The following is a 24,357-nucleotide window of genomic DNA, read 5'->3' on the forward strand; positions in this document are numbered from 1 at the left end:
GTAATTGCGGGGTGGAAAATTTTTTTAATCATACCGACACGTGCGCAGTTGCTGACATGTTTCTTGCAGCGGCGCAACCTTCCGTCCGGGTCTTAGCTGGTAGGGCTAAGTCATATGGTGTTCGCGCTTCACTGAGGTGGCGCGGGCGGCGCCGAAGGAGGCGTTTTATGGAGGCGACAGGTGGATTTTGGGGAGCGGTCACCTTCCTCAACAGGGATGAGGCGCAGACCGTCGATGTGCTGGCCGGGCTGATAATACCCGGCTCCCAGGAAGATCCCGGGGCTCAGGAAGCGGGAGCCGTTCTCTATATTGACCGGGCCTTGGCGGGTCCTTACCGGAATTTGCAGGGGTTGTATCGTAGCGGCCTGGCGGCCCTGGATAAGAGCTGCGTCGAGCGACAGGGGCGCAGGTTCGTCGAGCTTGACGAGGGCGAGCAGACTTCCGTTCTGGAGTGGCTTGCCGCGGGTGGGCTGGATACGGCGGTGGCTGCAGAACGAGCGGAATCCGAGGACGAGGACAGCAGCGACATTGGGTTCCTGCCTTACTTCTTCGCAGTGGTGAGGCAGCACGTGGTTGAGGGGACGTTCGGGGATCCGGTGTATGGGGGCAACAGGAATGCAGTTGGCTGGCGCTTGGTGGGATTCCCCGGCGCCCATTGGGGTTACGGCGAGGATGCGATGCAATACGGGTTTGATGCGTCTGCCCTGCCGGTCGTAACCCTTCAGGATCTGCGGAACGAGCGAGAGCAGCGTAAGGGAGAGCCGGAACGTGGCTGAGCATGCGGACATTGTGATCGTTGGCCTTGGTGCAGCCGGCGGGGTGCTGGCAAAGGATATGGCGCAGGCCGGGATGCGGGTGGTTGCCCTTGAAAAGGGCCAGCGGTATGCGGGAGAAGATGTCGAAGTCAAGCACGATGAGCTGCGGTACTTCGTCCGGCAGGAAATCTCCCCGAACATGGGCAGTGATCCCATGACGTGGCGCCCGAGTAGGGATGCTACGGCGCGTGTTCTGCCGTGGTCCTCGGGGCCGCTGGCGTTGGGCCCGTTGTTCGTGCCCCCCTCCGTTGGAGTAGGCGGCGGCACGATTCACTGGGCGGCATGGGCGTGGCGGTTCCGTGATGCTGAGCTGCGCCTGCGTTCGACCCTGAGCGAGCGTTTGGGCGAGGAAGCGGTGGCTGGCACGGCCATCGTCGACTGGCCTATGGGGTACGACGAGCTTGAACCGTATTACGAGCGCGCCGAGTATGAGATCGGGGTCGCGGGCAAGGCGGGCAACCTCAACGGAGAGATCCAGGAAGGGGGAAACCCGTTCGAACCACCGCGAAAGCGAGAGTACCCCATGCCGCCGCTGCGCATGACGGCAGGCGACAGGCCCTTCTTTGAGGCAGCGAGGCGGCTTGGCCTGCATCCCTTCCCCGCCCCGGCTGCAGTGAACTCCGTTGAGTACCAAGGGCGAAGCGCCTGCGTGTACTGCGGGTTTTGCCGGGACTACCCCTGCCACGTCGGCGCCAAGTCCAGCAGCGCGGTGGCCCTACTTCCGCAGGCCCTTGAGACAGGCAACCTGGAGATACGGCCATATTCGCGGGTGTTCGAGGTGAAGCGGGACGGAAGCGGGAGGGCTTCGGGCGTGCGTTACCTCGATCTCGTGCGGAAAGAGGAACGCGAGATCGATGCCGGATACGTGGTGCTGTCGGCATACGCGCTGGAGAACACCCGGCTGCTGTTGGCATCGGGCATCGACGGTAACGGCACCGTCGGCAAGTACTTCATGACGCACAACTATGGCTGGTTCACCGGCACGCTGCCGGACTGGACCAACCCATTCGCCGGGCCGGCCGTTGCCACCAGCGTGATCGATGACTACACTTCGGAACTTGCCAGCGGTGACGGCGCGGTCTGGGGCAGCCCCATCATCGGCTTTGGCGGGGACGTCCAACCGGTGGAAGCCACCAGGAATATGCCGGACTCCGCACCGAAATTCGGGCAGGGCTTCAAGGACTGGATGCGGGAAAACTACCGGCGCACCTTCAGCATGTATCACCAGACCGCCACATTTCCCCGCGAAGAGTTTTTCTGCGACCTGGATCCAAACGTTAAGGACGCGTTCGGTCAGCCCGCGCTGCGGATCACTCATGACTGGACGCCCCGGGACGAACAGGATGTGGAATTCATGCAAGGCAAGAAGCGCGAAATCGCACGCGAAATGGGCATGCTCGAGTGGTGGGAGGCGCCGACCGCACCGCCTTACCATGTCTCCACTCATGAGGTGGGGACCCACCGGATGGGTGATGATCCGGCCACCTCAGTTGTCGATCGTTACGGCCAGTGCCACACCGTGCCTAACCTGTACGTCCTCGGTGGGGGACAGTTCCCCACCTACGGCGCCTACAACCCCACCCTGACGATCTACGCGCTGGCCTACCTTGCAGCCGATCACCTGCGGACGGAGGCCGGGGCAGAGACCAAGAGTGAGGTACCGAACCGCTGATCCGAGAGGTGCAGGCAATGCCAGTCGTACAGGTCCACATGAGGGCAGGCCGCTCTGCCGAGGAGAAGCGGCAGCTCATCAATGCGCTGACCGACGCCGTGGTGCGGGTCCTGGGCTCAAAGAGGGAGAGAATCGTCGTTCTCCTGGACGAGATTGATCCGGAAAGCTGGGGACAGGGCGGCCGGCTTCTCATTGACGAATTATCGGATCCGGAGGAAACATGATGGGTACTCCTCACGTCCTGGGCATCGAAAGAACCTTCACAGGCGTCGCCGATTCGGAGACGTGAGATGGAACGTGGCCTGAAATGACTGCCGAATCGGTGGCTGCGCTGCTCGCGACGCTCAGACAAGCCACCCTTTATGATCTCGAGCAGCCACGGTACGCGGGAGCGCCTATCTTCGCGGCGCACCGTCCCGGGTTCGTCTATGCGCTGCACCGCCGGCATGAAGCCGGGATGGGGGAAGCCAGGACGAGCGCCTCGGGTCTGATCATCACGGCTGAACATTCCGGGACCCATATTGATGCTCTCTGCCACCAGGCCGTTGATTTGGAGATGTTCGGCGGGCGTCGTGCGGACGCGCAAGTGCAGAGCTCCACAGGATTCAGCGAACTCGGGGTGGAGACTATCGCTCCCATGATCGCCCGAGGCGTCCTGGTCGATATACCGCGGCACCGGGGAGTGGACCGGCTCCCGGCAGGCACCCTGGTCCGGGCAGACGAGCTGAAGGCCGCCGCCTCCGCGCAGGATGTATCGGTAACCGCCGGCGATGTCGTCCTCGTGCGGACCGGCGATGGATCGCAGTGGCACGACCCCGACGCATACCTTCAGGGCGCGGGCATCTCTGCTGAAGCGTCGGAGTGGCTCGCCGACCTTGGGGTGCAGGCGGTAGGAGCGGATAACGTGGCGTGGGATGCCATTCAAGCGGACCCGCAACGCGGGAGCCTCCCCGGCCATGTGGTCCTCATAGTCCAAAACGGGATCTATATCCTCGAGAACCTCCAGCTTGAAGGGCTCGCGGGGTCCGGGCACCAGGAGTTCATCTTTGTGTGCCTCCCCCTGAAAATGGTCGGCGTGACCGGATCCCCTGTCCGTCCCTTGGCGGTGGTGCCGGCATGAACACGACAAGGCGCGGAGGCGCTACCAGTCCCATACCTAGCCGCAGAATGTCCCACGTGCACGTCCCGAGTCCCCGCACCCTTGAGGGTGAGGACCCGGCCTTCATGCACCCATCAGCCCCACGATGACAGCCTGACCAGGAAAGGAGAAGGCAAAATGGCAAGCACGGACAAGCCGGCCGGCGGGCCGGCGCAGGGAGCTTCCAAGAACCGGGCCCGTGTCCCGGCAACGGCAGTAGGGGCTCTGGTGTTCCTGTGGCTGGTGTACGCGATGAACGCGAATACGCGCCAAATCTTCTACTACGTCCTGCCACCGATGGTTGAAGAGTTCAGGCTGTCACCGGAGGAGGCGGGCATAGTCAGTACGATCGTGACGGTGGCAACGGCGGCGCTGGCAATCCCGGCCGGCGCCTGGTTCGACCGCGGCGGACATGGCTGGGCACGAAAATACCGCAACGCAATCGTGGCGGCTGGCTATTTCCTGTTCTCCATCCTCACCGGCATCGCCGCGCTGACGAAGACGATCTGGAACGTCGTGGTGATTCAGTCGATCAAGAATGCCTTCGGCGGCGCCGGAGAAGCGGTCGAAGTGACCGCCATGGTCGAGTGGTACCCGGTGGAGAAGCGGGGTCTTGCCCTCGGGATACAGCACGCGGCCTATCCATGGGGAACGGGTCTGGGGGCCATCGCCACGGGCGCAATCCTTGCCGCCTTCGGGCCGGAGAACTGGCGGTACGTCTTCCTGATCATCCCGCTGGCGATGATCCCAATCTGGATTAGCTGGTGGTGGTACAGCTCCCCGAAACGCTACCGGAAGTTCGAAGAGGACACCGAGGCGGCGGGCCTCACCAAGCCTCTCGCCAGCGGGGCCGGCGCCGAGCAGCGGCACGCCGAACCCGGTGCGTTGCGCCGGAGCCTGGCTAACCCGAACATCCTGGTTCCCGCGCTGGCATCCATGTTCGGGATCATGATTTACACCGGGATCAGCTTCTGGCTGCCTGCGTACATCGCCTTCGTGGGTGGTTTCAGCTTCGCGGAAGCCGCCGCCTACAGTGCCGTGTTCACGATCACCGGCGGGATCGGCCAGATCTTTTGGGGCATCGTCTCGGACTACATCGGACGAAAGATCAGTCTGATCATCGCGTTCACGTGGCTGGCGATCGGCCTCTATCTGCTGCGGTTTTCTGCGGTGAGCCTGACCGTGCTGATCGTGGTGCAGCTCATCGCTGGCCTGGCCACGAATGCTATCTTCCCCGTCCTCTACGCCTTCGGCTCGGACTCTGCAGAGCCGGGTGCGGTGGGGACGGCGAACTCGATCCTCCTGTTCTTCCTTTACGTTGGAGGCGTTTCACCCCTCGTCATCGGATGGCTGATCGGACTTGGAGGAGGATTCGCAAGTGAAACGGGATACTTCTACGCCCTCTACTTCCTGGTGGCTGTGGCGCTCATCTCCGCAATCATCATCGCGCTGTTCACCCGCGAGACCGTGGGGCGCTTCAAGGACCGTGACCGCGCCTTGGTCTCCCGTGAACGGACCCATGTGCGGCCGGGACTTCCCCAAGAGTGAGGCCCTTACCCGCCCTCCCCGGGCTGAGGCCCATGTCATTGATCTCATCCGATGAACAAGGAGAAACCGATGGGAATGAGTTACGAGCAGGCACGCCAGGCGTTGGACGCGGCACTGGCCAAGGCCAGGGAGATCGGCTCCCCTTCCAGCGTGGCCATCGTTGATGCAGGACGCGAGCTCCTGGCCTTCGCGCGACAGGACAATGCACTCTTGGCCAGCACCGAGATTTCGGTGGGAAAGGCCTACACCGCGTGTTCTATGAAGATGGCAACGAAGGACATCGGATCCCTGACCCAGCCGGGCCAGCCCCTGTACGGTCTGGAGCACACGCACCAGCGTCCCCTGATTACTTTCGGAGGGGGACGGCCGCTGGAAATCGGCGGCGAGATTGTTGGGGCTGTCGGAGTCGCCGGGGGCACTGTGGATCAGGACGATGAGATAGCGGCCGCCGCGGTCGCGGCGCTCAGCCAGCCTTAGGAGGAATGAATGCAATTGGAGGGAAAAAGGGCGATCATCACCGGTGCCGCTACGGGCATCGGGGCAGTCACCGCCCAGATGTTCGCTCGGGAAGGTGCATCGGTCGTTGTAGCGGACATCAACGAGGAGAGCGGCCAGCGCACGGTCGAAGAGATCCGCGACCAGGGCGGCGCAGCTCACTTTGTCCGAACCGACGTGAGCAACGAGAACGACGTCGAGGCACTCATCAAGCAGGGAACCGACGCACTGGGCGGCCTTGACATCCTTTTCAATAACGCAGGAGCGCAGCGCTCGGGCCCTATAACCGAGTTCGATCAGACCCAGTGGGACCTGCTGATGGCGGTCAACCCCCGCTCTTGCTTCTTCGGTGTCAAGCATGCCGTGCCCGTCCTTCGCGCCCAAGGCGGCGGATCCATCATCAATATGGCCTCACTCGCGGCCGTGAAGGGCGGCGCCGGCCTCACAGCGTACGCTGCGTCAAAAGGCGCCATCGTAGCCTTCACCAAGGCACTCGCCCCGGAGCTTGCCCCCCACGGGATCAGGGTCAACTGCGTTTGCCCCGGATGGATCGACACCCCGTTCAACAGGCCCGCCATCGACTACATGGGCGGACCGGAGGAACAGGAACGCGTCGTCAAAAAAATCGTCCCCATGGGCCGCCAGGGAAAACCTGAGGAAATCGCCCCGATAGTCGTGTACCTAGCTTCGGACGGCTCCTCCTACATGACCGGCCAGGCGCTCGTCGTGGACGGGGGCGTGTACTAGCTAGTACTAAGAGAACGCTCAGGAGGGTAGCTAACAATGTCCTTAAGAGCCACCGTCGCTGCACAGCTCCGTCTACGCCGATGACTCTTCCGAATGCGCCAGCTCCGCAAGCTTAAGTCCGTGGCGTCCTCACGCCGGCCAGGCTAAAACTCCCCTATTTGCCCTTGCTTTCAACGCCGATAACCGGCCTTCCGTCAACCTGAGAGCGGGGGGTGTGATACCCAGCTGCGGGTGACGGGCGAGCCGCCAAAGGCGCCCTGGTCAATAATTCCGCGAGGGAAAGTCATCACGCTTTCTACCGATAAGGACCGTGGAGCTGGCAGCTGCCCCCTTGAGCCTGGACCTGCTCGCCGAGCGGTGCCTAAGGGATGGTTAACGCTGGGGACGCCTGAAGGCCTAGCTCCGGGCTGGATCCCCATGGATCCGAGGGGTCAACCAAGGGAGTCATTCTCCTTCTTCATGAAGTAGTCCACGCCGGTATAGCCCCCGTCGGCGACGATGGAGGCCCCGTTGATGAACGATGCGTCGTCGCTGAGGAGGAAGGCGACGACCTTGGCGATGTCGACGGGGCTCCCATTGCGACCCAGGGGAGTGAGGTTCGCGGCTTCGTAGGATTCAGTCAGTATGCCGGAGTCGACCCAGCCAGGGGTTACGGCGTTGACGCGGACTCCCCGGGGTCCTAGGACGTTGGCGAGGCTTCGGGTCACTGACAGCAGAGCCGCTTTGCTGGCCGAGTAGGCGATGCTTCGGAAGGACCCGATGAAGGCATCGGCGCTGGCGATGTTGACGATGCTCCCGCCGGCGGACATCTGGGGGCCGATTGCCTGGGCAAGGATGAGGGGTGCCGTCACATTGACCTCGAAGGTTCGGTCCCAGCCATCAAGACTCATTTCTTCGAACGGTTGCTTCTCGAGGATCCCGGCATTGTTGACCAAGGCGCCCAAGGAAAATTCATCACGAATCCCGCGGGCGAAGTCGAGTGTTCTGGATCTGTCCGCCAAGTCCAGCTGACGTATCTCCACGCCGTGCGTGCGTGCCAGCTCCTTCGCTTCATCGAGGCCGGTGTTGTAGGTTGCTACGACGGTCCAGCCGCTCTCCGCTAAGCGTTCGGCAATCGCCCGGCCGATCCCTCGCGCACCGCCGGTTACGAGCACAGTGCCCTTGCCTGTCATCGTGACGCCTCCGTTGAATAATCGTGTGGGGTACGGATAGACATACTGTGAGACCAGGCACCGTCGGACGCTAGGCCGGTTTCAATGGACTAGCGGCGCCCGGACGGGTTTCCCCTAGACCCTGTCTCCGTCCGTCTCTTCCTGGAACTGAGCGATGAGCGCTTCGAGTCTTGCCCGCCGGGGCATCCAGACTGAGTATCTGACAGGCATGGCAAGAAACAGCGGGCGAGGAAGTGATGGGGGAGGTGTGGGTCGTTCCCGGAATCTCCTCGCTACGCATGTCCATCGATGCATTGCCTGACGGTGCCCCGCCAAGCGGGGCACCGCTTTTTACCTGGCTCTATCTGCTGTCACCATTGGTGGGCGACGTCGATCACGAGCCTGGATCCGTTGCCGGGACCTGCGAGGGTGAAGACCTTGAAGGGGAGCCGGGCGCGGACGCCGAGGCCCAGGGTGGTGCGGCCTTCGAAGCTGCCTGCCCAGGCGACCTGCCGGAAGGTCTGGTACTTCGAAACGTTGGTTACCTCTGAGCGGTTGGCCGGCACGAAGGTGGCCTTGCCGGTGGCGCTGTCATAGCTGGGTGAGTGGGCGGTGACCTGAAGGAATGCACCGCCCCTCAGCTTGATGGGCAGTACGGAGCCGTCCTGTACAACCTTCGAGACATAGCGGACGTTGTAGCCGGATGCCTTCCCCTTGATGTCGATCACCAGGCGGTCGAAGCAGTAGTACTTTCCCGAGCGCACATTGGTTACCGATGCAGCGCTCATGGCCGGGCTGGTCTTGGCGAGTGAGCCCCATGCCAGTCCGCAGTAGGAAGGGGTTGCGGAGGCGGACCCCGGAACCATTAGGCCCAGCCCGAGAGCCATGATGATGGCAGTGAGCCAGGCGCTTACTTTTTTCATGAGGGTACCCCTTTCGGGTGTGAGTGACGGGATGACACCAGAATAGGAGCGCCAAAAGCCCTGATCGAGGGATGTTTCCGGTTCTTCGTGCAACCGTTAAACCGCGGGAAAACCGGTCACGGGAGCGTAAATCCGGGGGCCTGTTTCGGGCCGTCGAAAGACTTTCGTGGCCTTTTCTCAACTCGCCCGTTATCGCCGGTAACAGGCCAATGGGCGCCGGAAGGCGATTCGATAGGGAACGCTGCTCATCTTTCCCGGGAGGACCCAGGACCAAGCCAGATAAGGCAGCGAGCACGCGGTAGACAATACGAGCCTCCAGCCCATCACTTGCGGCGCCGCCTGTTAAGCCCCTTAAGGTCGGCCAAGGGTGGCCGTATTCCCTTGCGGAACACCATGCCTGGGGGCAGTCCCTCCACGGTCACACGGGACGCCGACACATCGAGCGTGACCCGTGCCCCACCTACTGGCAGGTTAGTGGTGTGCAGGCCTCCCCAACTTTCCGGCAACGCGGGATCCATCCAGAGCACGCCAAGGGCGACATCTGCCTCGTAGCGCAACAGGCTCCGGATCAGCATTACGGGCGTCGCCGAGGCCCATGCTTGCGGAGAGCAGGCCGTCGGGTAGGGGAGCGGCTGGGGATAATCCGAACGGCTGAACCCACAGAACAGTTCGGGCAGCCGGTTGTCCGTGTGTTCGGCGGCGTCCATCAGCGCGGAGGAAAGCCGCTGCGCTTCCTTCACGAAGCCGTAGCGCATGAGACCTCCGACGATGAGCGCATTGTCGTGAGGCCAGACGGAGCCGTTGTGGTAGCTGACCGGGTTGTAGGCACCCATGTCCGTTGCCAGGGTGCGCACGCCCCAGCCGCTGAACATTTCCGGGGACATCAGCCGGCGGGCAACTTGTGGTGCCTTATCCTCGTCCACGATGCCTGACCACAGGCAGTGGCCCATGTTGGAGGCGCAGGCGTCGACGGGCCGCTTATCCCGGTCGAGTGCGATCGCGTAGTACCCGCGGTCCGGCAGCCAGAACTGCTCGTTGAACTGTCTTTTCAGCCGCTCCGCACGTTCCCCGAGATCATTCGCGAGAGGCTCGTCGCCTGCCTCGTATGCCATCCACGCCCGGGCCATGTAGGCGCTGTAGACATAGCCCTGCACCTCGCACAGCGCAATGGGCGGCTCGGCAAGCCTGCCGTCGGCGAAGTTGATCCCGTCCCAGGAGTCCTTCCAGCCCTGGTTGGCGAGGCCCTGGTCGTTGAGCCGCTTGTACTCAACGAACCCATCGCCGTCACGGTCCCCGTAGTCCCGGACCCACTCAAGGGCACGGTCTGCATGGGGCACCAGCGCTGCGATGTCCTTGGCAGCAAGTCCCCAACGGCTTGCTTCGCCGAGCAGGGTGACGAACAGGGGAGTGGCGTCGGCAGTGCCGTAGTAGGCCGATCTGCCACCGAGAGCCAGGCTCGTTCCGACATCGAGCCGCACCTCGTGCAGAATTCGGCCGGGCTGCTCTTCGGTCAGCGGATCCACTTTCGTGCCTTGCCGGTCAGCCAGCGTCTGCAGCGTGCCCAATGCCAGCGTTGCGTCGACTGGCAGGACCATAAACGAGGCAAGCAGGGAGTCCCGCCCGAACAGTGCCATAAACCATGGTGCGCCGGCCGCGACAACCATGCGGTCGGGATGGTCGGGGTCAACGATGCGCAGTGCCCCGATGTCGTCGTGGCTGCGCATGAGGCTTCGTTCTACGGTGGGATTGCCCACCCGGGGAAGCGGAACATGTGCATCCCATGCTTTCTGACGCCGCTGCTGTGCTGAGATCATCTCGGCGGAAAGGACGACCGTCGGCAGGCCCGCGTCGACTTCGGTTTCGGCGGTCAGCGGCAGCACGGTCGCCCGTACACTCCACTTCCCATGCGCCGGGACGATCATCCGCACGAGGAGACCTTCGGCGCTGGCCTCGGCGTCGCGCATCCGCACCACGATCCCTTGCCGTGTCTCCTGCCATGCCGCGTCGATCGTCACCGACCCGGCCCGCGTGCGCCGGGTCTGCTCCCACAATCTGTGGAATCGGCCTTCTTTAACTTCGAAAAGGCCCGCGAAGTCTGCATCCACGGCCAGGGCGATCTCGCAGGAGGCAGGCTGAAGGGAATAGTTGTGGACCGTGATGTCCTCCACGATGCCGTTACCCAGCTCGCGGTTTCGTTCCACCGTCAAGGGGCTGTCCGCGCGGCCATCGCCCAGCGCGGCCCTCCCCATGTACGTGCCCTGGTAAGGCGAAGGGGTCCACGCCCCCAACGGCTCCACTGGCTGTCCATTTACGGTGAGCGACCATCGTGACAGTATCCTGGCGTCCCGATGGAAAACACCGTGAGGGTGATGGGGGAAGATGTCACCGTTCTGCAGCGATATGCAAAAGGATGACCCTGCCACCAAGGTCAGGGCTCCCTGCCCGATGGGCCCGGCCGCATTGTCTGCGTTCCATCCAGCCATCTCAGGCTCCTTGCGAGCAACGCCGTACTAACCTGAGCCGAATCTACGCCCATCGGAGAACGCCTGCCAGATGTGGTCCTGGGCGTGGACATTCTGCTGCGCCACTTCAAAGCCGCCGTGGATGTTCCGCGTGCATGTCCCCGTTCTGCAGCGAGATGCAGAAGGACGATCCCTCGACCAGAGTGACTGTCCCCGCCCCCAGAGGACCTGCCGCCGTGTCAGCATTCCAACCAGCCATCCCGGCCCCTTCATGAAACCAATGCCAGCGCTCCCTGGCCCCGCGGTCAGACTGCTGCACGTCCTACCTGCTGTCGAATCGACGCTACTCGTGCTTGCCCTCCGATGCCAGAGACCCGACACCCGAGAGCCTTCAGCGCGGAGGGAACGATTCCGTTTGTAATCAGAGGTCCGGCGCTTGCTTCAGCAGCTATATACCTTCCGAGTGAGCTTATGAGTTCCGCGCAGAGGCACAGAAGTGGGTGGTGGTGCTGCATCTGGCCATCCGGCTGGTCGGGCTAGTCTCATGGCCGAATACCCTGTGGATTCTGGCTCCGGCATACGGGACCCCGGGCAGGGCTGCTTAGCGGAGCACCATTGTCCTGTTGCCGTGGAGGATGACCCGGGCCTTCGCAGTGCCAGCGGACGCGGTGAGGTATCCATTAGGGCAACCCCCGAGAAATACGACTGCGTTGCTTCTCTCGCAACAACTATGTTGCTCAAGCTTGCGCCCTAAACTGCCCAAGAATGTTTCATCGCCCGCAATTCTCGGCGAGCCGCAGGTTTACCGGAGCGAAAAGTCATTGACCGTGGCGCAGATCACCCTTATTCTTAAACAACAGTGTTGCTCTCAATGCAACCCAAATCACTATTGGTGGATCTATGAGTAACGAAATATCCTCATTGTCTCCGAAGGACCAGGCACAGACCGTCAACGGAGACGGTGTTAGCAAGGAAACCCGCCGCAGGGTCGTCGCCGCCAGCTTCATCGGCAACTTCGTGGAGTGGTTCGACTACGCCGTCTACGGCTACCTCGCCGTCACGATAGCCAAAGTCTTTTTCCCCGAGTCGGACCCCCAGACCGGACTTCTCCTGACCTTCGCCCTTTTTGCGATTTCGTTCCTGGTGCGCCCGCTCGGCGGGTTCATCTGGGGCCATATCGGAGACAAGGTGGGCCGCCGGACAGCCCTCTCCCTTTCAATCCTGATCATGTCCGGCGCAACATTCTGCATCGCGCTGATTCCGGGCTATGACGCGATCGGGCTCTGGGCGCCCATCCTGCTCCTAATCATCAGGGTTGCGCAGGGCTTCTCCGCTTCCGGTGAGTACGCTGGGGCCTCGGCCTTCCTGGTGGAGTACGCCCCCGCTAACAGGCGCGGCCTGTATGCTGCCGTGGTCCCGGCCAGCACCGCCGCGGGCCTGCTCCTGGGTTCCCTGATCGCAGGCCTGCTGACCACCTTGCTTTCTCCGGAAGCGATGCAGAGCTGGGGCTGGCGGCTGCCGTTCCTACTGGCGGCCCCGATGGGCTTGATCGGCCGGTATATCCGGACCAAGCTCGAAGACACGCCCGTGTTCCGCCAACTGGCCGCCGAAGATCATAAAGATGCGGCACCGGTGTCCAGCCTGTTCCGGAACCATTGGCGGCAGCTGCTGCGGGCTGTCGGGGCCGTGCTGCTCAATGCCGTCGGCTTCTATGTGATCCTCAGCTACATGCCCACCTATTTGTCCTCGGAGCTGGGCTTGGGTGAAACGGAATCATTCCTGGCCACAACCATCGCTCTGGTTACCTACATCGGCTTCATCTTCCTCACCGGCATGCTGTCGGACCGGTATGGGCGCAAGAAGGTGCTCATTAGCGCATCGGTCGCGTTCATCGTTCTGACCGTCCCCGCCTTTGCGCTGCTTGGAACCGGGAACTTCCTGGTCATCGTCCTGGTCCAGATCCTCCTGGGCGCCATGCTCACCCTGAACGACGGCACCCTGCCCAGCTTCCTGGCGGAAATGTTCCCAACCCGTGTCCGTTACAGCGGTTTCGCGGTCAGCTTCAACCTCTCAAACGCCCTTTTCGGCGGCACCGCCCCGTTCATGGCAACGCTCCTCATCTCGGCCACAGCCAACGATCTGGCGCCAGCGTGGTACCTCGTCGCGGCAGCCGTCATCTCCCTCATCGCGGTCGCACTGGGCAAGGAAACCGGCAAAGAACCGCTCCGCCACGAATAAAACAGACTTCTTCAACTTCCTCACTTCGAGAAAATGCACCACAGAAAGGTACTACCACTATGACGACCACAGCATTCGAGAACGCCTCATCCGTCGCCGAACTCGAGCGCACCAAAGTCCTGCACAACGGCCAGAAGGAGAAGCTCACCTTCTCCGATGCGGAGTTCGAGCGCCGCCTGGCGGGCCTGCGCCGCATCATGGCAGAGAAGGAACTGGACGCCGTCGTCCTGACGAGCTACCACTCGATCAAGTACTACTCCGACTTCCTGTTCACCTACTTCGGCCGGTCCTACGCCATGGTGGTCACGAAGGACGACACCGTAACGGTCACGGCAAACATAGACGCCGGCATGCCCTGGCGCCGCAGCTACGGGGACAACCTGGTGTACACGGATTGGCGCCGTGATAACTACATCCACGCCATCCAGGAAGTGCTGCGCACCCGTGGCATCACTGTGCGCCGGCTCGGCGTCGAGGACGACTCCCTGCCGCTGGACAACCGCAACAAGATCCAGGCGGCCTTCGGGTCGGCAACCCTGGTGGATGTGGCCCAGGCGGCGATGCGCCAACGCATGATCAAGTCCGCCGAGGAGATCGAGGTCATCAAGCACGGGGCGCGCATCGGCGACCTGGGCGGCGAAGCCATCCGCAATGCCATCACCGGCGGCATCACCGAGTACGAGGTGGCGCTGATCGGAACCGAAGCCATGGTTCACGAGATCGCCCGCACGTTCCCCGACTCGGAGATCCGGGACACGTGGGTCTGGTTCCAGTCCGGCATCAATACGGACGGTGCGCACAACTGGGCCACCACCCGGAAGATCCAAGAGCACGACATCCTGTCGCTGAACTGTTTCCCGATGACGTCCGGCTACTACACGGCACTGGAACGCACGCAGTTCTACGGCGAACCCGATGCCCGCTCCCTGGAACTGTGGAACATCAACGTGGAAGTCCACAAGCGCGGCCTCGAACTGATCAAGCCCGGTGCTGTCTGCAAGGACATCGCCGCCGAACTCAACGAGATCTACGTGGGCCACGGACTGCTGGCCAACCGCACTTTCGGTTACGGACACTCCTTCGGCGTCCTCAGCCACTACTACGGCCGGGAAGCCGGACTGGAGCTCCGCGAGGACATCGACACTGTGCTCGAACCCGGAATGGTGGTTTCCATGGAGCCGATGATCACCGTTCTCGACGGCCAGCCCGGAGCCGGCGGCTACCGCGAGCACGACATCCTGGTGGTCGGCGAGGACGGCGCGGAGAACATCACGAAGTTCCCGTTCGGACCCGAATACAACATCATCGGCGCCTAACCTTCATCCATGACCACGCCGGAAGCGGCGCCATCATGGCGCCGCTTTCGGCGCCTGTTAAGGAATGATGGGTAACACCATGAGCGCAACAGAACCCGAGACCACAGGCAACGGCGACAGCAAGGGCGCTTCCGTCATCGTCAACGCGATCGCCGTCCTCCGCACATTCACGGCGGAGGAGCCCCTCCTGGGGGTCACCGAAATCGCAAACCGCGTCGGCCTGCACAAAAGCACCGTCTCCAGGATCCTGGCCACTTTTGAGCAGGAGCATCTGGTGGAACGGGACGCCGAGACCCGCCGCTTCCGGCTCGGACTCGGACTGATCGCTGTGGCCGGACCCCTGCTGGCCGAGCTCGAGGAGCGGCGCGTTGCCTACCCCGTGCTCCGCGAACTGTCGGAGCAGACCGGCGAAACCAGCGCCCTCATGGTATGGAGCGGCGATGAATCCATCTGCGTGGAGCAGATCGCGAGTCGCCACCAGATCAAACACACCACGCCGCTGGGAGCACGGTACAACGACGCGCTGAGTTCCTCCGTCCAGGTGTTCCTAGCCCAAGAACCGGAACCCCGCGTCCGTTCCCTCCTCAACAGCGGAGCCATCGTCTACCCTGGCCTGGACGAATGCAGCCTGGACGCCTACCTTGTTCGGTTGAAAGACGACCTCCGGCGCGGCTGGGCCATCAACTACGGGGAAACCTCCATCGACGAAGTGGGCCTGGCAGCACCTGTCTACGATCACCGCGGCGACGTGGTGGCCGCCGTGCTAATCCCTGCACCACGGTTCCGTGTGTCCCAGGACCGGTTGGAGGCGCTCGGCGAATCCTGCGCCGCGGCAGCACAGAAAGTCACGGCACGTCTGGGAGGACGCGCTCATTTGCACTGACACTGAGGTCAGGACAGGAGGAGGCAACCTCTCGACTAGGGTGAACGAAACCAAAAGGCGCTGCTCCGTATTTCCCCATCTCCTGCCTGCTGCAAGGACGCCCTCTGTCTGCCAGCCGCACACCTGTTCCGCCTGATTCCTCGTCTTGGCATACCCAAGTTTTCCGGGAGAGCTTCCAGCGCTTCGATCGGCATCGAGGGCTGGCTGCTTCCTTGATTTGAGTACGTCCGCCTCCGAGGATTACTGCCCGGCTTCGCATCACGCAGGCGTCAGCTGGTTCCTAGGAGGCCAACGAGTGGAAAATCGAAGAAACCTGGACAAGGAGACGGTTCAGAAGGTTCTGGCGCTGCGGTTGCGAACCAGTTGTTTGAGCCGTTGTGGAACGCGAACAACGTGGACCATGTCCATATCACAATGGCCGAGGACATCGGCACGGCCGGCCGGGCGGGGTATTACGACGGCGTTGGCGCAGCGCGCGACCTGATCCAGAACCACCTTCAGGCTTCTTAAGTTTCAGTGACGGACGCGAGTTCCTGAGCCACCAGTGTCGGAAATTGCACAACGAAACGCGGCTGCAGAGCTGGGTGGACGTCTTTCTCCGCGACTATTGGGCTGGTTCCTTACGCCGATAACGCACGTTTCGTCAACCTATACGGGCGGGGCGAGACTCTTGCGCCGTTGGATGAGGTCAGGGCACGTCTGCCGGGCCCGATTCCTACGCTTCCGGGCAAAGCGAAGGGCGCACCCCGTTCGCAGAGTGCGCCCTTCGTTGCCGTCTGGTCAGTCCTTCTTGAAAGCGTCCTTGACCTTTTCGCCGGCTTGCTTCAAATCGCCTTTGGCCTGGTCGGCTTGGCCCTCGTTCCGCAGGCTTTCATCGCCCGTGGCGGCACCTGTGGCCTCCTTGCCCTTACCGCCGGCCTTCTCTGCCGCGTTCTCGATCTTGTCGCCCAATCCCATGGTGTTCCCTCCTCTGGTTGGCAGCCGCTTGCATTCGGCTACGAACATAATAAGCATGCTTAGCAATAAGTAATCAAGTGGACGTGCGGATGCTCCGTAAGTCAGGACGATTCACTCGGTGATGCGGGTCCTCATAAACACTCGGTGGCTGGGGTCATGTGCCACTCGCGGGCGCCGGAGCTATAGGCCCCTGACCGGCTTCTTGGCTGGTCTCTGCCTAGCCTTGCTGGACTCGATTGAGAAAGTGACTGGTGCGGTTTTGGAGGCCCTCAATCTGGCGGAGGACGACGGCTGCCGGGTCCGGGTTGATCTCATTGGCCGGAGGTTCCTTTCGCACGTTCTCGCAGCACAGGAAGTCTGCGCAAATTAGCGTGCCAACGGTGTTCCCGTCACGTCCGGACTGGCCAGCGCGCTTGGCTACCCAAAGGAGCACATCTTCCTTGGAGAACACGTCCCGGCACAACTCGCAGAGCACTGAGCGGTTCTTCTTTGCGCCGCCTTCGGGTGCGCGGAGCATTATCCCAGTCAGGCCTTTTTGCCCGGGCACTACCAAGTACCCCCGAAGCGGCAGCTTCTCGTCGCGCCAGCCCAGGAAGTCCAGGTTGTCCCAGTCCTGGGAATCGAGGTTTTTGGGCAGAGTGAGCTTTGTTGCCTCGGAACGGGTTGCGTTGATAAAGGATGAACGGATCTGCTGCGGCGTGATTGCCTGCATGACTGACTCTTTCGACGATGTGGTTTCCCCTTCCGGGGAGGGTCATGGAGTGTCAGCTTCCGGGCGCGAAAAGGACCGCAATCCACGTCTTTGTCAGTTGGAGACCTGAAGAACTAGGGACGGGTCCGCGTCAGGGGAAACTGGGCGCAGCAACGGGCACACTGCAGGCCATGACGGCCACCTCGCTCACTATGGCCGCAGCGACCGCAAAGGTCCCCCGCGAGCTCATTGCCTCGTCTCCCCACCTTTTCACCAGATCATCCCGGTTCCCATATCGTGCCAAACCATATCCAGATCTGTCCAAAAGGTTGTTGCCACCACCCTTGGCAAACGTAGCGCCTGCTGCGAGCAGCAGGAAAGAAAGCGAGTACAGATACACCATTCTCGGTTCAGGGCCGGTGGTAGGCCATGAGCAGTTCGGCCATGGTTCGGGCGCGGGCGGCAGCGCGGGAGTCGCCCTCGGCCGCGGCGACTATGGCTCCCTTGATCAGGATGTGAATGGACCAGGCGAAATCGTGCGGGTCGTTAAGGCCAGCAGATTCTGCGAGTTCCGCGATCTGTTGCCGCGTCCTATCCAAGTACTGGATGCTCGCTTTCCCTAGGGGGTGGTCGGGGCCCATCTCCATCATCACGTGCAAGAAAGAGCTGACCTGGACCGCGCCCTGGCGGAACCAGTCGTCGAAGACGTCAAAGATGGTCAGCATGGCATCCTCGTCGCTGGTCCCGCGCCGGGCAATTGCGTTCTGGATCGCGGCAGTGCGTTCCAGGTACCACTGCTCGAGGAAGGCAAGGACGACATCGTCCTTGGAGCGGAAGTGCCTGTAGAAGGTTGCCTTGGCCACACCCGAAGCACGGATCAGTTCGTCCACTCCGACGTCCCGAATCCCGCGCCGGGCGAACAGCTCGTATGCGACGGCAGCGATCTTCTCGCGAGGCTTGTCCGTTGCAGGGCGCACTGGCTGTTCAGCCCTGAACTCTGGTGTCTGCACACACGGATAATACACAATACGGCTGGGCCGAGACAGACCGTTCTGTCCCAAGACAGCCGGGGTGCACCATTCGCCCCGGAGCGGGACACCATGAATTTCGTCCGCACGCGCGGCTGCGACGTCATGAAGGTCCGGCAGGTACTTCTCCTGCTCTTCGATCTTGCGGCGGTATAAGTCATGGGCGGCTTGTTTCGTGGTCCCCAGTGCTTCGCCGATCTGGGCCCACGTCGCGCCGGCCTCACGGGCGGATTTGATGACGTACCAGCGCCTGGCCGTGAGCAGCTCGACGGCCTTGGCGTTCGCACGCAGCGCCTCAAGTGCTGCGACTTCAGATACCCCGCAAGGAACTGTCCTGTCGCCGCCCGCGCCTGGTCGCTGCCGGTCAAGAGAAACACCCGGTCTCGGATTTCATACACATTGACAGACCACTTGGGCGTAACGCTCGAACCGACGGGATCGCAAGCAGATGCGGGGTTCTCTCGTCTAACGGCCGGCCAAGATCGAGGTCGAACGCCGATGACGCACGTGGATGTTTCCACTCCAGGAAGCCTGTCAGCATTAGCCGACAGGCTTCCTAAGTTTGTTAGTGGTCAAAACTCGTTCGTTGCCCTGGTGCTGGCGTGAACCTAGGCCTCCACTTCTTCACGAGGTCCGACTACCTGCCCTACCGGAGCTCCGCGCAGAGATCAATCTCCTGCCCCGGTGAGCCCACCAGGTTGACGGCGCCTGTAGTGAGGTCGAAGGCGAAGGTGACGCGCCCGGTGTGCAGAGTGGTCGAGACGCCTCCGGGAATGTCAGGGCCGTTCAGTGTCAACCAGTTGTTCCGCCCAGTCATCGTGACGGTGAAAGCATCTTCTTCGAATTCGGTGGTGACCTTCGATCCCCCCGATGTTGCGGTAAACGTCTTGCCTGGCACCGGGTTTGAGGGGTCCGGGCCGTAGTTGATGTAAGTGAACTCCGTTGTTCCAAGGGAGGACACAACGGTGCCACGCACCGAGCCATCCTTGTTCAAGAGCTCCTTGTAGTGAATGTTTCCTCCGCCCGTCCATGTGTAGCCGACGTTGAAGTCAGGGCAGGCGAAGCCGGCAGGGATGTAGGCCGGCCCTTCCGGCTGGTCTGGGCCGACGGCGGCAGCTGGCATTGCAGGTGTGAGCAGGGTGGCGGCCAGGATGGTCGGCAGTGCAAGAAGTGCTTTGGTGGCGGTCATTTTCTTCCTCGATTTTTGGGCAGAGCGGTATTGAGAAAAGGGCATAACGGCGTGCCTCTGAACGGGATATTCCCTGACGGTGGCTAGGGGTGAGTCCTTGAGTTTGCGCCCGAAGGGGCGTCTCGGTGAACCAGATTACTCGTAAGCAGCCAACCGCACCAGATGTTTATCTAACGAATGTATAAATCCGTCCGCGCTTCTGTGGAGGGTATTTCTAACGCCGATCAGCGCGTCTTCGTCGCTGATCGTGCAAAGGCTCCGGGAATGCCCGTAGGAAGATCACTTTGCGACTTCCAGCTCGGCGTTCCACGTGTCGAGGTCGGCATCCTCCCAAGAGCCGTAGGTAGGATTGGGCAGGATGAACCAGTCGTCGCCGAAGTGCTTAGCGTCTTCTTCAACGAGCTGCCGCTGCTGGTCCAGATCCGCGTGGGCATAGTCCCCAGCGAAGTCATGTAGGGTATCGCCGAGTTGCATGATGACCTCGTGTTCCTCCTGGATTTTGGTGCGCCGCTCCTCCTTCGACGGGCCCAGCAACCGCACGTGGTCCTTTGATACTTGGGGGAAGTCCAGCTCCTTCAGTGAGGTGATGGTGGCATCGAGGTTCTCCTCGGTCCGGTCGGAGAGGTAGTAGATCGAGACGCCCATCTCATCGGCAGTCTTGAGGAACTCGGCGGCGCCCGGGATCGCGGATGGCGAGCCCTCGAGCTCCCACTGGCCCCAGGTATCCCAGACGCTGTAGTCGTGGCAGGCGCTCATGTCGCGGGCCAACAGCTCGGTGTTGTCGATCGCGGTCTCGTCCAGATCGGTGATAATCGCGAGGTTCTTAGACTTGGCTTGCTTGACTCTCTCCTCGAGGCGCTCGCCAGCGATCCGGTAGGTCTGGGACTGCAACGCCTGTGCCTCGGCGCTTTGCTGCTGCCAGCGCAGACCCATCGCGTGTTCCTGTACTGCACAATTCTCGGAGTTGCGGCTCTTGTCCGCACCCTCAGCGCCCTGGTCGACGGCGGCGCAGCCGGCGGCGGCCAGCAGGGACACGACGGCGATACTCGTGTAGGCAATGCTCATGGGTCTCTTCAAGGTGAATCTCCTTGTTCAGTAGATGGACTTGACCGGCTTCTCGCGCATTGTGATCAAACTCATATGGAGGACAGTAGCGAAGGTTGAACAAGCGTTCAATACCCCGGGTTGGCTCCCGTGTCCGGCACGCCCGGCTGTCCGATCCCTATCCACGAGGCCGCCCGTGATTCCTGTGACGCTGCATGAGGGGGACTGGAAAGATGCTCAGATTCGCTGTTGGATAGCTGCAGATACAGCAATGGGGGGCAACGAATGGTACGAGTAATTTTCCATGATCCGTTTGTGGACAAGGAGCCTATTTCCATCGAGCCGTCAAAGGGCTCGTCTCCCGTTCCTAGGCCTGCGCCGGCAGATCCGGCCGCTCCAAAGCCGCGGACATTGCCCCCTCAAGGCCGTGAACGTGAAGTGCAGCAGCTCATCTACGACCTTGCGGTTCTTGCCGCTAAACAGGATCCGCCGGCGTCATAAACATGGCAATTAAGCTGGTGCTATCCGAACGATCAACGTGCGGACAAAGGAGTGAGTGACATGCCCAAGACCGGCAAGAATGATCACGCCCGCAAGGACGAGCTTCCCTCGACCCTGCAGCGCTCAGAGCAGAAAGCCCAGGACACTTTCGCCAAAACCTATGATTCCGCCCTCGAGTCCTACGACAACGACGAGAGCCGGGCTGCCCGTGCAGCGTACGCCTCGCTGAAGCACAGCTACGAGAAGGTGGGCGACCACTGGGAGCCGAAGGAGAAGCGCGGACCGTCAGACAAGCGCGCGGAGGAGGGACTGGATTCGTCTCAACCCACGGCCGGTGGCGTGGATGCGAACGCGTCGAAGGAGCATCTCTATAAGCGTGCGCAGGAACTGAACATCGACGGCCGTTCGAAAATGAACAAGGACGAGCTCGTCACAGCCCTCCAGAAAGCCAATGACGCCGCAACCCGAAAGGCGCGGGGAGACTAGCCAGGGAACCTGGATCAGCAGCACCGAGGACCTACAACCTCTCACCCGGCCTGTTCACCACTGTGACGGTCCGGGGCGCCTGGAAGGACAGGAGCCGGATCCATTCGGGCTCATGGTCCAGCAGCCGGATTCCCGGCAGCGCGGCGGCAGTTTCCTGGACGGTGACGGACGCCTCGAGTTCTGCCAGCTTGGCGCCGAGGCACCGGTGGATGCCCGATCCGAAAACCAAGCCCAAGGGGGACGGCGTGTCCCTGCCCGGCGTGCCGGGCAGGGAGGGCTCGGCCGGTGCCGTGATGTGGTTCGCGGTCAGTTCGAGGAGGATCTCGGTGCCGGCCGGAATCAGGTCCTCGCCCAGCAGGGTGTCCTGCGCGGCCACGCGGCGCCATGTCGGGACCGACGATTCGGTAGTAAGCACGTGCCGGACAACGGACCTGGAGCCGTCCTCGGAGGCTGCGTCCTTCCACTCCAGCGGTGCGGATCCCTCCAGGAGCCGGAACAGGGTGGTGCTGATCAGCTGGGTGGTTGTTTCCTGGCCGGCGATCAGCAGGAAGTAGCCGAGCGAACACATTTCCGGCCTGGAGAGTCCGTGTTCGGACAGCGACTTGAACAGGTTGCGTCCGGGGGCAGCCTCGGACTCGGCGACGAGCCGGCGCAGCCAGACGTAGAAGTCGGCGGCGCTGCGGGCGAGCTCGAGCTGCCGCTCCTCGCCGGGCCATCCCCAGAACAGTTCCATGGAGTCCAGGCCCCACTTTTTGAGGGCTGCCAGGTCCCGTATGGGCAGCCCGAGGAGTTCGAGCATGACGACGGCGGGCGGGAACGCTGCCACCGCCTGCACCAGGTCCACCTGGCCGGACTGCTCCAGCTGCCCGGCCGCGTTCCCCGCCGCTTCCCGCACCAGTTCCCGGATACGCGGCTCCATCGCGGCGACCTTCGCCGGCGTGAAATAGCCCGCCACGACCTTCCGGATCCCCGCATGCGTGTCGGTGTCGTTGCTGGCCAGGACCGGAGGCAACGCGAACCCTATGCGCTGCAGCACCCGCAGGGCGGGACCCGCAAGCGGTGTGACAGCAATCAGGGCATTCGCGGGACTGAAGTCGGAGGGCCGGTGCAGGGCTTCCTTGACGACCTCGGGGTCACGCACCACCAGATAGGGGCATCGGGCCTGGCCGGGGCGTTCCGCCGGCTCCGGGCTTTCGATGAGCGGCTCCGCGGATCCCGCAGGGGAGAACGCCGGGCTCATGCGGACAGGCCGTTCAACCAGGCGCCCGCTTCGGCACGGAAGGTGGCCGGGGAGAGTGCCGCGGCGTGCTCGGGAATGGCGCCGAGTAACGGCACGCCCAGCGATCCGAGCACGTGCCGGTTGCCGATGTGCACAAGGTCCGGATCGGCGGGCCAACTGCCGAGCACGATCCCCAGGGTCCGAAGGCCCCGGGCCTCCAGCGCCTCAAGGGTCAAGTCCGTGTGGTTCAGCGTTCCCAGGCCCGGCCGGGCGACGAGCACGAATGCCGCCGCCAGGAGCGCCCCGAGTTCCGCCAGGGTGCCGCCGTGGGTGTCCAGCTTCACCAGCAGGCCGCCCGCGCCCTCAACCAGGACATGGTCGTGGCATGCGGCAAGGTCGCGGATCTTCTCCGCGTGCGCAGCCACCCGCGGGAGTTGCGTCCCGTCGACGGCGGCAGCCGCCACCGGGGCCAGGGGCTCCCGCAGCACGACGCCGGTTTGTGCTGACACGACTCCGGCGAGCCGGACAATTTCGGCCGCATCGGAATCACCCACGGCGGCTCCTGACTGGCAGGGCTTGTAGACCGCGACGCTCCTGCCCTGCCTGTCAAGGGCGGCGGCGAGGGCCGCCGTCGTTATTGTCTTGCCCACTCCCGTGTCTGTTCCCGTGACCAGAATGATGTCCGGCAGGTTCATGGCAGTTCCTCCAAAATGCTGCGAAGCACCGCGCAGCTGTCTTCGATTTCCTGGGGTGTCAGGGTGGCGCGTGCGGTCAGCCGCAAACGCGAGACTCCGTCCGGGACGGACGGCGGGCGGAAGCAGCCGATCCGGACGCCGGCCGTGCGGGCGGCTTCGGCCGCTGCCAGGGCAGATTCGGCGGACGGCATGGTGACGGACTGGACGGCTCCCGACGCCGGGAAAACGGCGGCGCCGAGCGCTGCAAGGGCAGGCGCGAGCCCGGCGGCAAGCGCCGCCGCGTTGCTGCGGACGGCTTCCGCCCGCCAGGGTTCGTCCCGGATGATCCGTACCGCGGCGATGGCCGCTGCTGCGGAGGCGGGTGCGAGGCCGGTATCGAAAATGAAGCTCCGGGCCCGGTTGATGAGGTGTTCCCGAAGCAGGGCGGATCCCAGGACGGCTCCACCCTGGCTGCCCAGGGCTTTGGACAGCGTCGCGGTGACGATCACGTTCGGATGCCCGGCCAGGGCGGTCCCCGCCACGGAACCGCGGCCCTGAAAGCTGCCGCTGCCCGTGATGCCGAGGCTGTGCGCCTCGTCAACCAGCAGCACCGCGTCATGCTGCTCGGCCAGGCCCAGCAGGTCCGGCAGCGGGGCTTCGTCGCCCAGCACACTGTACAGGGATTCGACGGCGATGATCGCCCGGGGCTCCGTCCGGTCAGCCAGCAGGCGGCCGGCCGCCCCAAGGTCGTTGTGCATGAACGATTCCGTGCGTGAGCGGCTGAGCCGGAACCCGTCGATCATCGAGGCGTGGCACTGTTCATCCGCGACGATCAGTGTCCCCGGCCCGCCCAGCGCCGTGATAACACCGACGTTTGCAAGGTAGCCGGAGGAGAACACCAGTGCCGTCTCCATGCCGGCCAGGAGGGCGAGTTCCTGCTCCAGGTCCAGGTGCAGCTGCGTGGTGCCGGCCACCAGCCGCGAGGATGTGGCGCCCGAGCCCCACCGCGACGCAGCAGCCGCGGCAGCGTCCGCGAGCCGCGGATCCGCGGACAGGCCAAGGTAGTCGTTGCTGGCCAGGTCGATGAACTGTTCGCCGGCGGCGCGGGGGAGCGGGCGGCGGACCAGGCCGCGGCGGTCCCGGACTGCGGCCTGCCGCTGGAGCCACTGCGTCATCGAAG

Annotated in this window: 22 protein-coding genes and 1 pseudogene; 12 read left to right on the plus strand and 11 right to left on the minus strand. The window is 63.0% G+C overall.

The features are described from left to right. Positions 1-167: 167 nt before the first annotated feature. The 7 genes from ACIP90_RS03965 (at position 168) to ACIP90_RS03995 (ending at position 6,415) form a co-directional block, all read left to right on the plus strand. Positions 168-776, plus strand: a complete 609-nt coding sequence (locus tag ACIP90_RS03965; protein ID WP_400577156.1) for a gluconate 2-dehydrogenase subunit 3 family protein — start codon at positions 168-170, stop codon at positions 774-776. Then, positions 769-2,487 carry a GMC family oxidoreductase gene (locus tag ACIP90_RS03970; RefSeq protein WP_400577157.1) on the plus strand — a complete coding sequence of 573 codons (1,719 nt, stop codon included), beginning with the start codon at positions 769-771 and terminating at the stop codon, positions 2,485-2,487. Before ACIP90_RS03965 ends, ACIP90_RS03970 begins: the two co-directional genes overlap by 8 nt. A 17-nt stretch (positions 2,488-2,504) precedes the next feature. Then, positions 2,505-2,711, plus strand: a complete 207-nt coding sequence (locus ACIP90_RS03975) for a 2-hydroxymuconate tautomerase (RefSeq protein WP_400577158.1) — start codon at positions 2,505-2,507, stop codon at positions 2,709-2,711. Between the two features lie 83 nt (positions 2,712-2,794). Beyond that, positions 2,795-3,607 (plus strand): cyclase family protein, encoded by an 813-nt coding sequence (locus ACIP90_RS03980; protein WP_400577160.1) that lies wholly within the window; start codon positions 2,795-2,797, stop codon positions 3,605-3,607. Between the two features lie 156 nt (positions 3,608-3,763). After that, positions 3,764-5,173, plus strand: a complete 1,410-nt coding sequence (locus ACIP90_RS03985) for an MFS transporter (RefSeq protein WP_400577161.1) — start codon at positions 3,764-3,766, stop codon at positions 5,171-5,173. A gap of 69 nt (positions 5,174-5,242) precedes the next feature. Beyond that, the gene (locus ACIP90_RS03990) at positions 5,243-5,650 is read left to right on the plus strand and encodes a heme-binding protein (RefSeq protein WP_400577162.1); all 408 of its coding nucleotides are present in this window, start codon (positions 5,243-5,245) and stop codon (positions 5,648-5,650) included. Positions 5,651-5,659: 9 nt separating this feature from the next. Continuing rightward, on the plus strand, positions 5,660-6,415 hold the full coding sequence (locus tag ACIP90_RS03995; RefSeq protein ID WP_400577164.1) for an SDR family NAD(P)-dependent oxidoreductase: 756 nt from the start codon (positions 5,660-5,662) through the stop codon (positions 6,413-6,415). Positions 6,416-6,846: 431 nt separating this feature from the next. Here the strand turns inward: ACIP90_RS03995 and ACIP90_RS04000 are convergent, their stop codons facing one another. The 3 genes from ACIP90_RS04000 to ACIP90_RS04010 form a co-directional block, all read right to left on the minus strand. Then, on the minus strand, positions 6,847-7,587 hold the full coding sequence (locus tag ACIP90_RS04000; RefSeq protein WP_400577166.1) for an SDR family NAD(P)-dependent oxidoreductase: 741 nt from the start codon (positions 7,585-7,587) through the stop codon (positions 6,847-6,849). A 350-nt stretch (positions 7,588-7,937) separates the two neighbouring features. Next, complete coding sequence (locus ACIP90_RS04005; protein WP_400577167.1) at positions 7,938-8,489, minus strand: hypothetical protein; 552 nt, start codon at positions 8,487-8,489, stop codon at positions 7,938-7,940. 323 nt (positions 8,490-8,812) lie between these two features. Then, positions 8,813-10,972: a glycogen debranching N-terminal domain-containing protein gene (locus ACIP90_RS04010; RefSeq protein ID WP_400577169.1), complete on the minus strand. Its 2,160-nt coding sequence runs from the start codon at positions 10,970-10,972 to the stop codon at positions 8,813-8,815. 879 nt (positions 10,973-11,851) lie between these two features. Between ACIP90_RS04010 and ACIP90_RS04015 the strand changes: the two genes are divergently transcribed. From ACIP90_RS04015 to ACIP90_RS04030, 4 genes and pseudogenes are all read left to right on the plus strand, one after another. Then, positions 11,852-13,189: an MFS transporter gene (locus ACIP90_RS04015; RefSeq protein ID WP_400577170.1), complete on the plus strand. Its 1,338-nt coding sequence runs from the start codon at positions 11,852-11,854 to the stop codon at positions 13,187-13,189. Positions 13,190-13,248: 59 nt separating this feature from the next. Further along, a complete protein-coding gene (locus tag ACIP90_RS04020) occupies positions 13,249-14,505 on the plus strand; it encodes an aminopeptidase P family protein (protein ID WP_400577172.1) in 1,257 nt (418 codons plus the stop codon). Between the two features lie 79 nt (positions 14,506-14,584). After that, the gene (locus tag ACIP90_RS04025; protein WP_400577173.1) at positions 14,585-15,388 is read left to right on the plus strand and encodes an IclR family transcriptional regulator; all 804 of its coding nucleotides are present in this window, start codon (positions 14,585-14,587) and stop codon (positions 15,386-15,388) included. 313 nt (positions 15,389-15,701) lie between these two features. Next, positions 15,702-15,886, plus strand: a pseudogene (locus ACIP90_RS04030) (glucose-6-phosphate dehydrogenase); the annotation flags it as partial. Positions 15,887-16,168: 282 nt separating this feature from the next. Here the strand turns inward: ACIP90_RS04030 and ACIP90_RS04035 are convergent. The 5 genes from ACIP90_RS04035 to ACIP90_RS04055 all read right to left on the minus strand — a co-directional run bounded on the left by ACIP90_RS04035 (position 16,169) and on the right by ACIP90_RS04055 (position 20,330). Then, positions 16,169-16,345 (minus strand): CsbD family protein, encoded by a 177-nt coding sequence (locus ACIP90_RS04035; protein WP_400577174.1) that lies wholly within the window; start codon positions 16,343-16,345, stop codon positions 16,169-16,171. Between the two features lie 217 nt (positions 16,346-16,562). Next, positions 16,563-17,057, minus strand: a complete 495-nt coding sequence (locus ACIP90_RS04040; protein ID WP_400577176.1) for an FBP domain-containing protein — start codon at positions 17,055-17,057, stop codon at positions 16,563-16,565. Between the two features lie 389 nt (positions 17,058-17,446). Then, positions 17,447-18,046, minus strand: coding sequence for a TetR/AcrR family transcriptional regulator (locus ACIP90_RS04045; protein ID WP_400577177.1), 600 nt, complete (start codon positions 18,044-18,046; stop codon positions 17,447-17,449). 664 nt (positions 18,047-18,710) lie between these two features. Then, on the minus strand, positions 18,711-19,253 hold the full coding sequence (locus ACIP90_RS04050) for a hypothetical protein (protein WP_400577178.1): 543 nt from the start codon (positions 19,251-19,253) through the stop codon (positions 18,711-18,713). A 279-nt stretch (positions 19,254-19,532) separates the two neighbouring features. After that, on the minus strand, positions 19,533-20,330 hold the full coding sequence (locus ACIP90_RS04055; RefSeq protein WP_400577179.1) for a 5'-nucleotidase, lipoprotein e(P4) family: 798 nt from the start codon (positions 20,328-20,330) through the stop codon (positions 19,533-19,535). Between the two features lie 528 nt (positions 20,331-20,858). Here ACIP90_RS04055 and ACIP90_RS04060 point away from each other — a divergent pair. Beyond that, positions 20,859-21,284: a ChaB family protein gene (locus ACIP90_RS04060; RefSeq protein ID WP_400577181.1), complete on the plus strand. Its 426-nt coding sequence runs from the start codon at positions 20,859-20,861 to the stop codon at positions 21,282-21,284. Positions 21,285-21,315: 31 nt separating this feature from the next. Here ACIP90_RS04060 and ACIP90_RS04065 read toward each other — a convergent pair whose 3' ends face one another. Genes ACIP90_RS04065 through ACIP90_RS04075 form a run of 3 tightly spaced genes read right to left on the minus strand, consistent with a single transcriptional unit; the run spans position 21,316 to position 24,352 of the window. Next, entirely contained in the window at positions 21,316-22,524 is a 1,209-nt protein-coding gene (locus tag ACIP90_RS04065; protein ID WP_400577182.1) for a cytochrome P450, read from the minus strand. Then, on the minus strand, positions 22,521-23,198 hold the full coding sequence (bioD, locus tag ACIP90_RS04070; protein WP_400577184.1) for a dethiobiotin synthase: 678 nt from the start codon (positions 23,196-23,198) through the stop codon (positions 22,521-22,523). Before bioD ends, ACIP90_RS04065 begins: the two co-directional genes overlap by 4 nt. After that, positions 23,195-24,352 (minus strand): 8-amino-7-oxononanoate synthase, encoded by a 1,158-nt coding sequence (locus tag ACIP90_RS04075; protein WP_400577186.1) that lies wholly within the window; start codon positions 24,350-24,352, stop codon positions 23,195-23,197. Before ACIP90_RS04075 ends, bioD begins: the two co-directional genes overlap by 4 nt. Positions 24,353-24,357 lie beyond the last annotated feature (5 nt).

Origin of the sequence: Arthrobacter sp. NPDC093139 (assembly GCF_044754165.1) — a bacterium.
Lineage (GTDB): Bacteria > Actinomycetota > Actinomycetes > Actinomycetales > Micrococcaceae > Arthrobacter.

Bases quoted from the DNA above. Each gene is read 5' to 3' on its own strand.
- ACIP90_RS04005 (WP_400577167.1), bottom strand. From the start codon at position 8,489: ATGAAAAAAGTAAGCGCCTGGCTCACTGCCATCATCATGGCTCTCGGG.
- ACIP90_RS04050 (WP_400577178.1), bottom strand. From the start codon at position 19,253: ATGACCGCCACCAAAGCACTTCTTGCACTGCCGACCATCCTGGCCGCC.
- ACIP90_RS03995 (WP_400577164.1), top strand. From the start codon at position 5,660: ATGCAATTGGAGGGAAAAAGGGCGATCATCACCGGTGCCGCTACGGGC.
- ACIP90_RS04010 (WP_400577169.1), bottom strand. From the start codon at position 10,972: ATGGCTGGATGGAACGCAGACAATGCGGCCGGGCCCATCGGGCAGGGA.
- ACIP90_RS03985 (WP_400577161.1), top strand. From the start codon at position 3,764: ATGGCAAGCACGGACAAGCCGGCCGGCGGGCCGGCGCAGGGAGCTTCC.
- ACIP90_RS03965 (WP_400577156.1), top strand. From the start codon at position 168: ATGGAGGCGACAGGTGGATTTTGGGGAGCGGTCACCTTCCTCAACAGG.
- ACIP90_RS04020 (WP_400577172.1), top strand. From the start codon at position 13,249: ATGACGACCACAGCATTCGAGAACGCCTCATCCGTCGCCGAACTCGAG.
- ACIP90_RS04015 (WP_400577170.1), top strand. From the start codon at position 11,852: ATGAGTAACGAAATATCCTCATTGTCTCCGAAGGACCAGGCACAGACC.
- ACIP90_RS04035 (WP_400577174.1), bottom strand. From the start codon at position 16,345: ATGGGATTGGGCGACAAGATCGAGAACGCGGCAGAGAAGGCCGGCGGT.
- ACIP90_RS04040 (WP_400577176.1), bottom strand. From the start codon at position 17,057: ATGCAGGCAATCACGCCGCAGCAGATCCGTTCATCCTTTATCAACGCA.
- bioD (WP_400577184.1), bottom strand. From the start codon at position 23,198: ATGAACCTGCCGGACATCATTCTGGTCACGGGAACAGACACGGGAGTG.
- ACIP90_RS03975 (WP_400577158.1), top strand. From the start codon at position 2,505: ATGCCAGTCGTACAGGTCCACATGAGGGCAGGCCGCTCTGCCGAGGAG.
- ACIP90_RS03990 (WP_400577162.1), top strand. From the start codon at position 5,243: ATGGGAATGAGTTACGAGCAGGCACGCCAGGCGTTGGACGCGGCACTG.
- ACIP90_RS04025 (WP_400577173.1), top strand. From the start codon at position 14,585: ATGAGCGCAACAGAACCCGAGACCACAGGCAACGGCGACAGCAAGGGC.
- ACIP90_RS04075 (WP_400577186.1), bottom strand. From the start codon at position 24,352: ATGACGCAGTGGCTCCAGCGGCAGGCCGCAGTCCGGGACCGCCGCGGC.
- ACIP90_RS03980 (WP_400577160.1), top strand. From the start codon at position 2,795: ATGACTGCCGAATCGGTGGCTGCGCTGCTCGCGACGCTCAGACAAGCC.
- ACIP90_RS04065 (WP_400577182.1), bottom strand. From the start codon at position 22,524: ATGAGCCCGGCGTTCTCCCCTGCGGGATCCGCGGAGCCGCTCATCGAA.
- ACIP90_RS04060 (WP_400577181.1), top strand. From the start codon at position 20,859: ATGCCCAAGACCGGCAAGAATGATCACGCCCGCAAGGACGAGCTTCCC.
- ACIP90_RS04000 (WP_400577166.1), bottom strand. From the start codon at position 7,587: ATGACAGGCAAGGGCACTGTGCTCGTAACCGGCGGTGCGCGAGGGATC.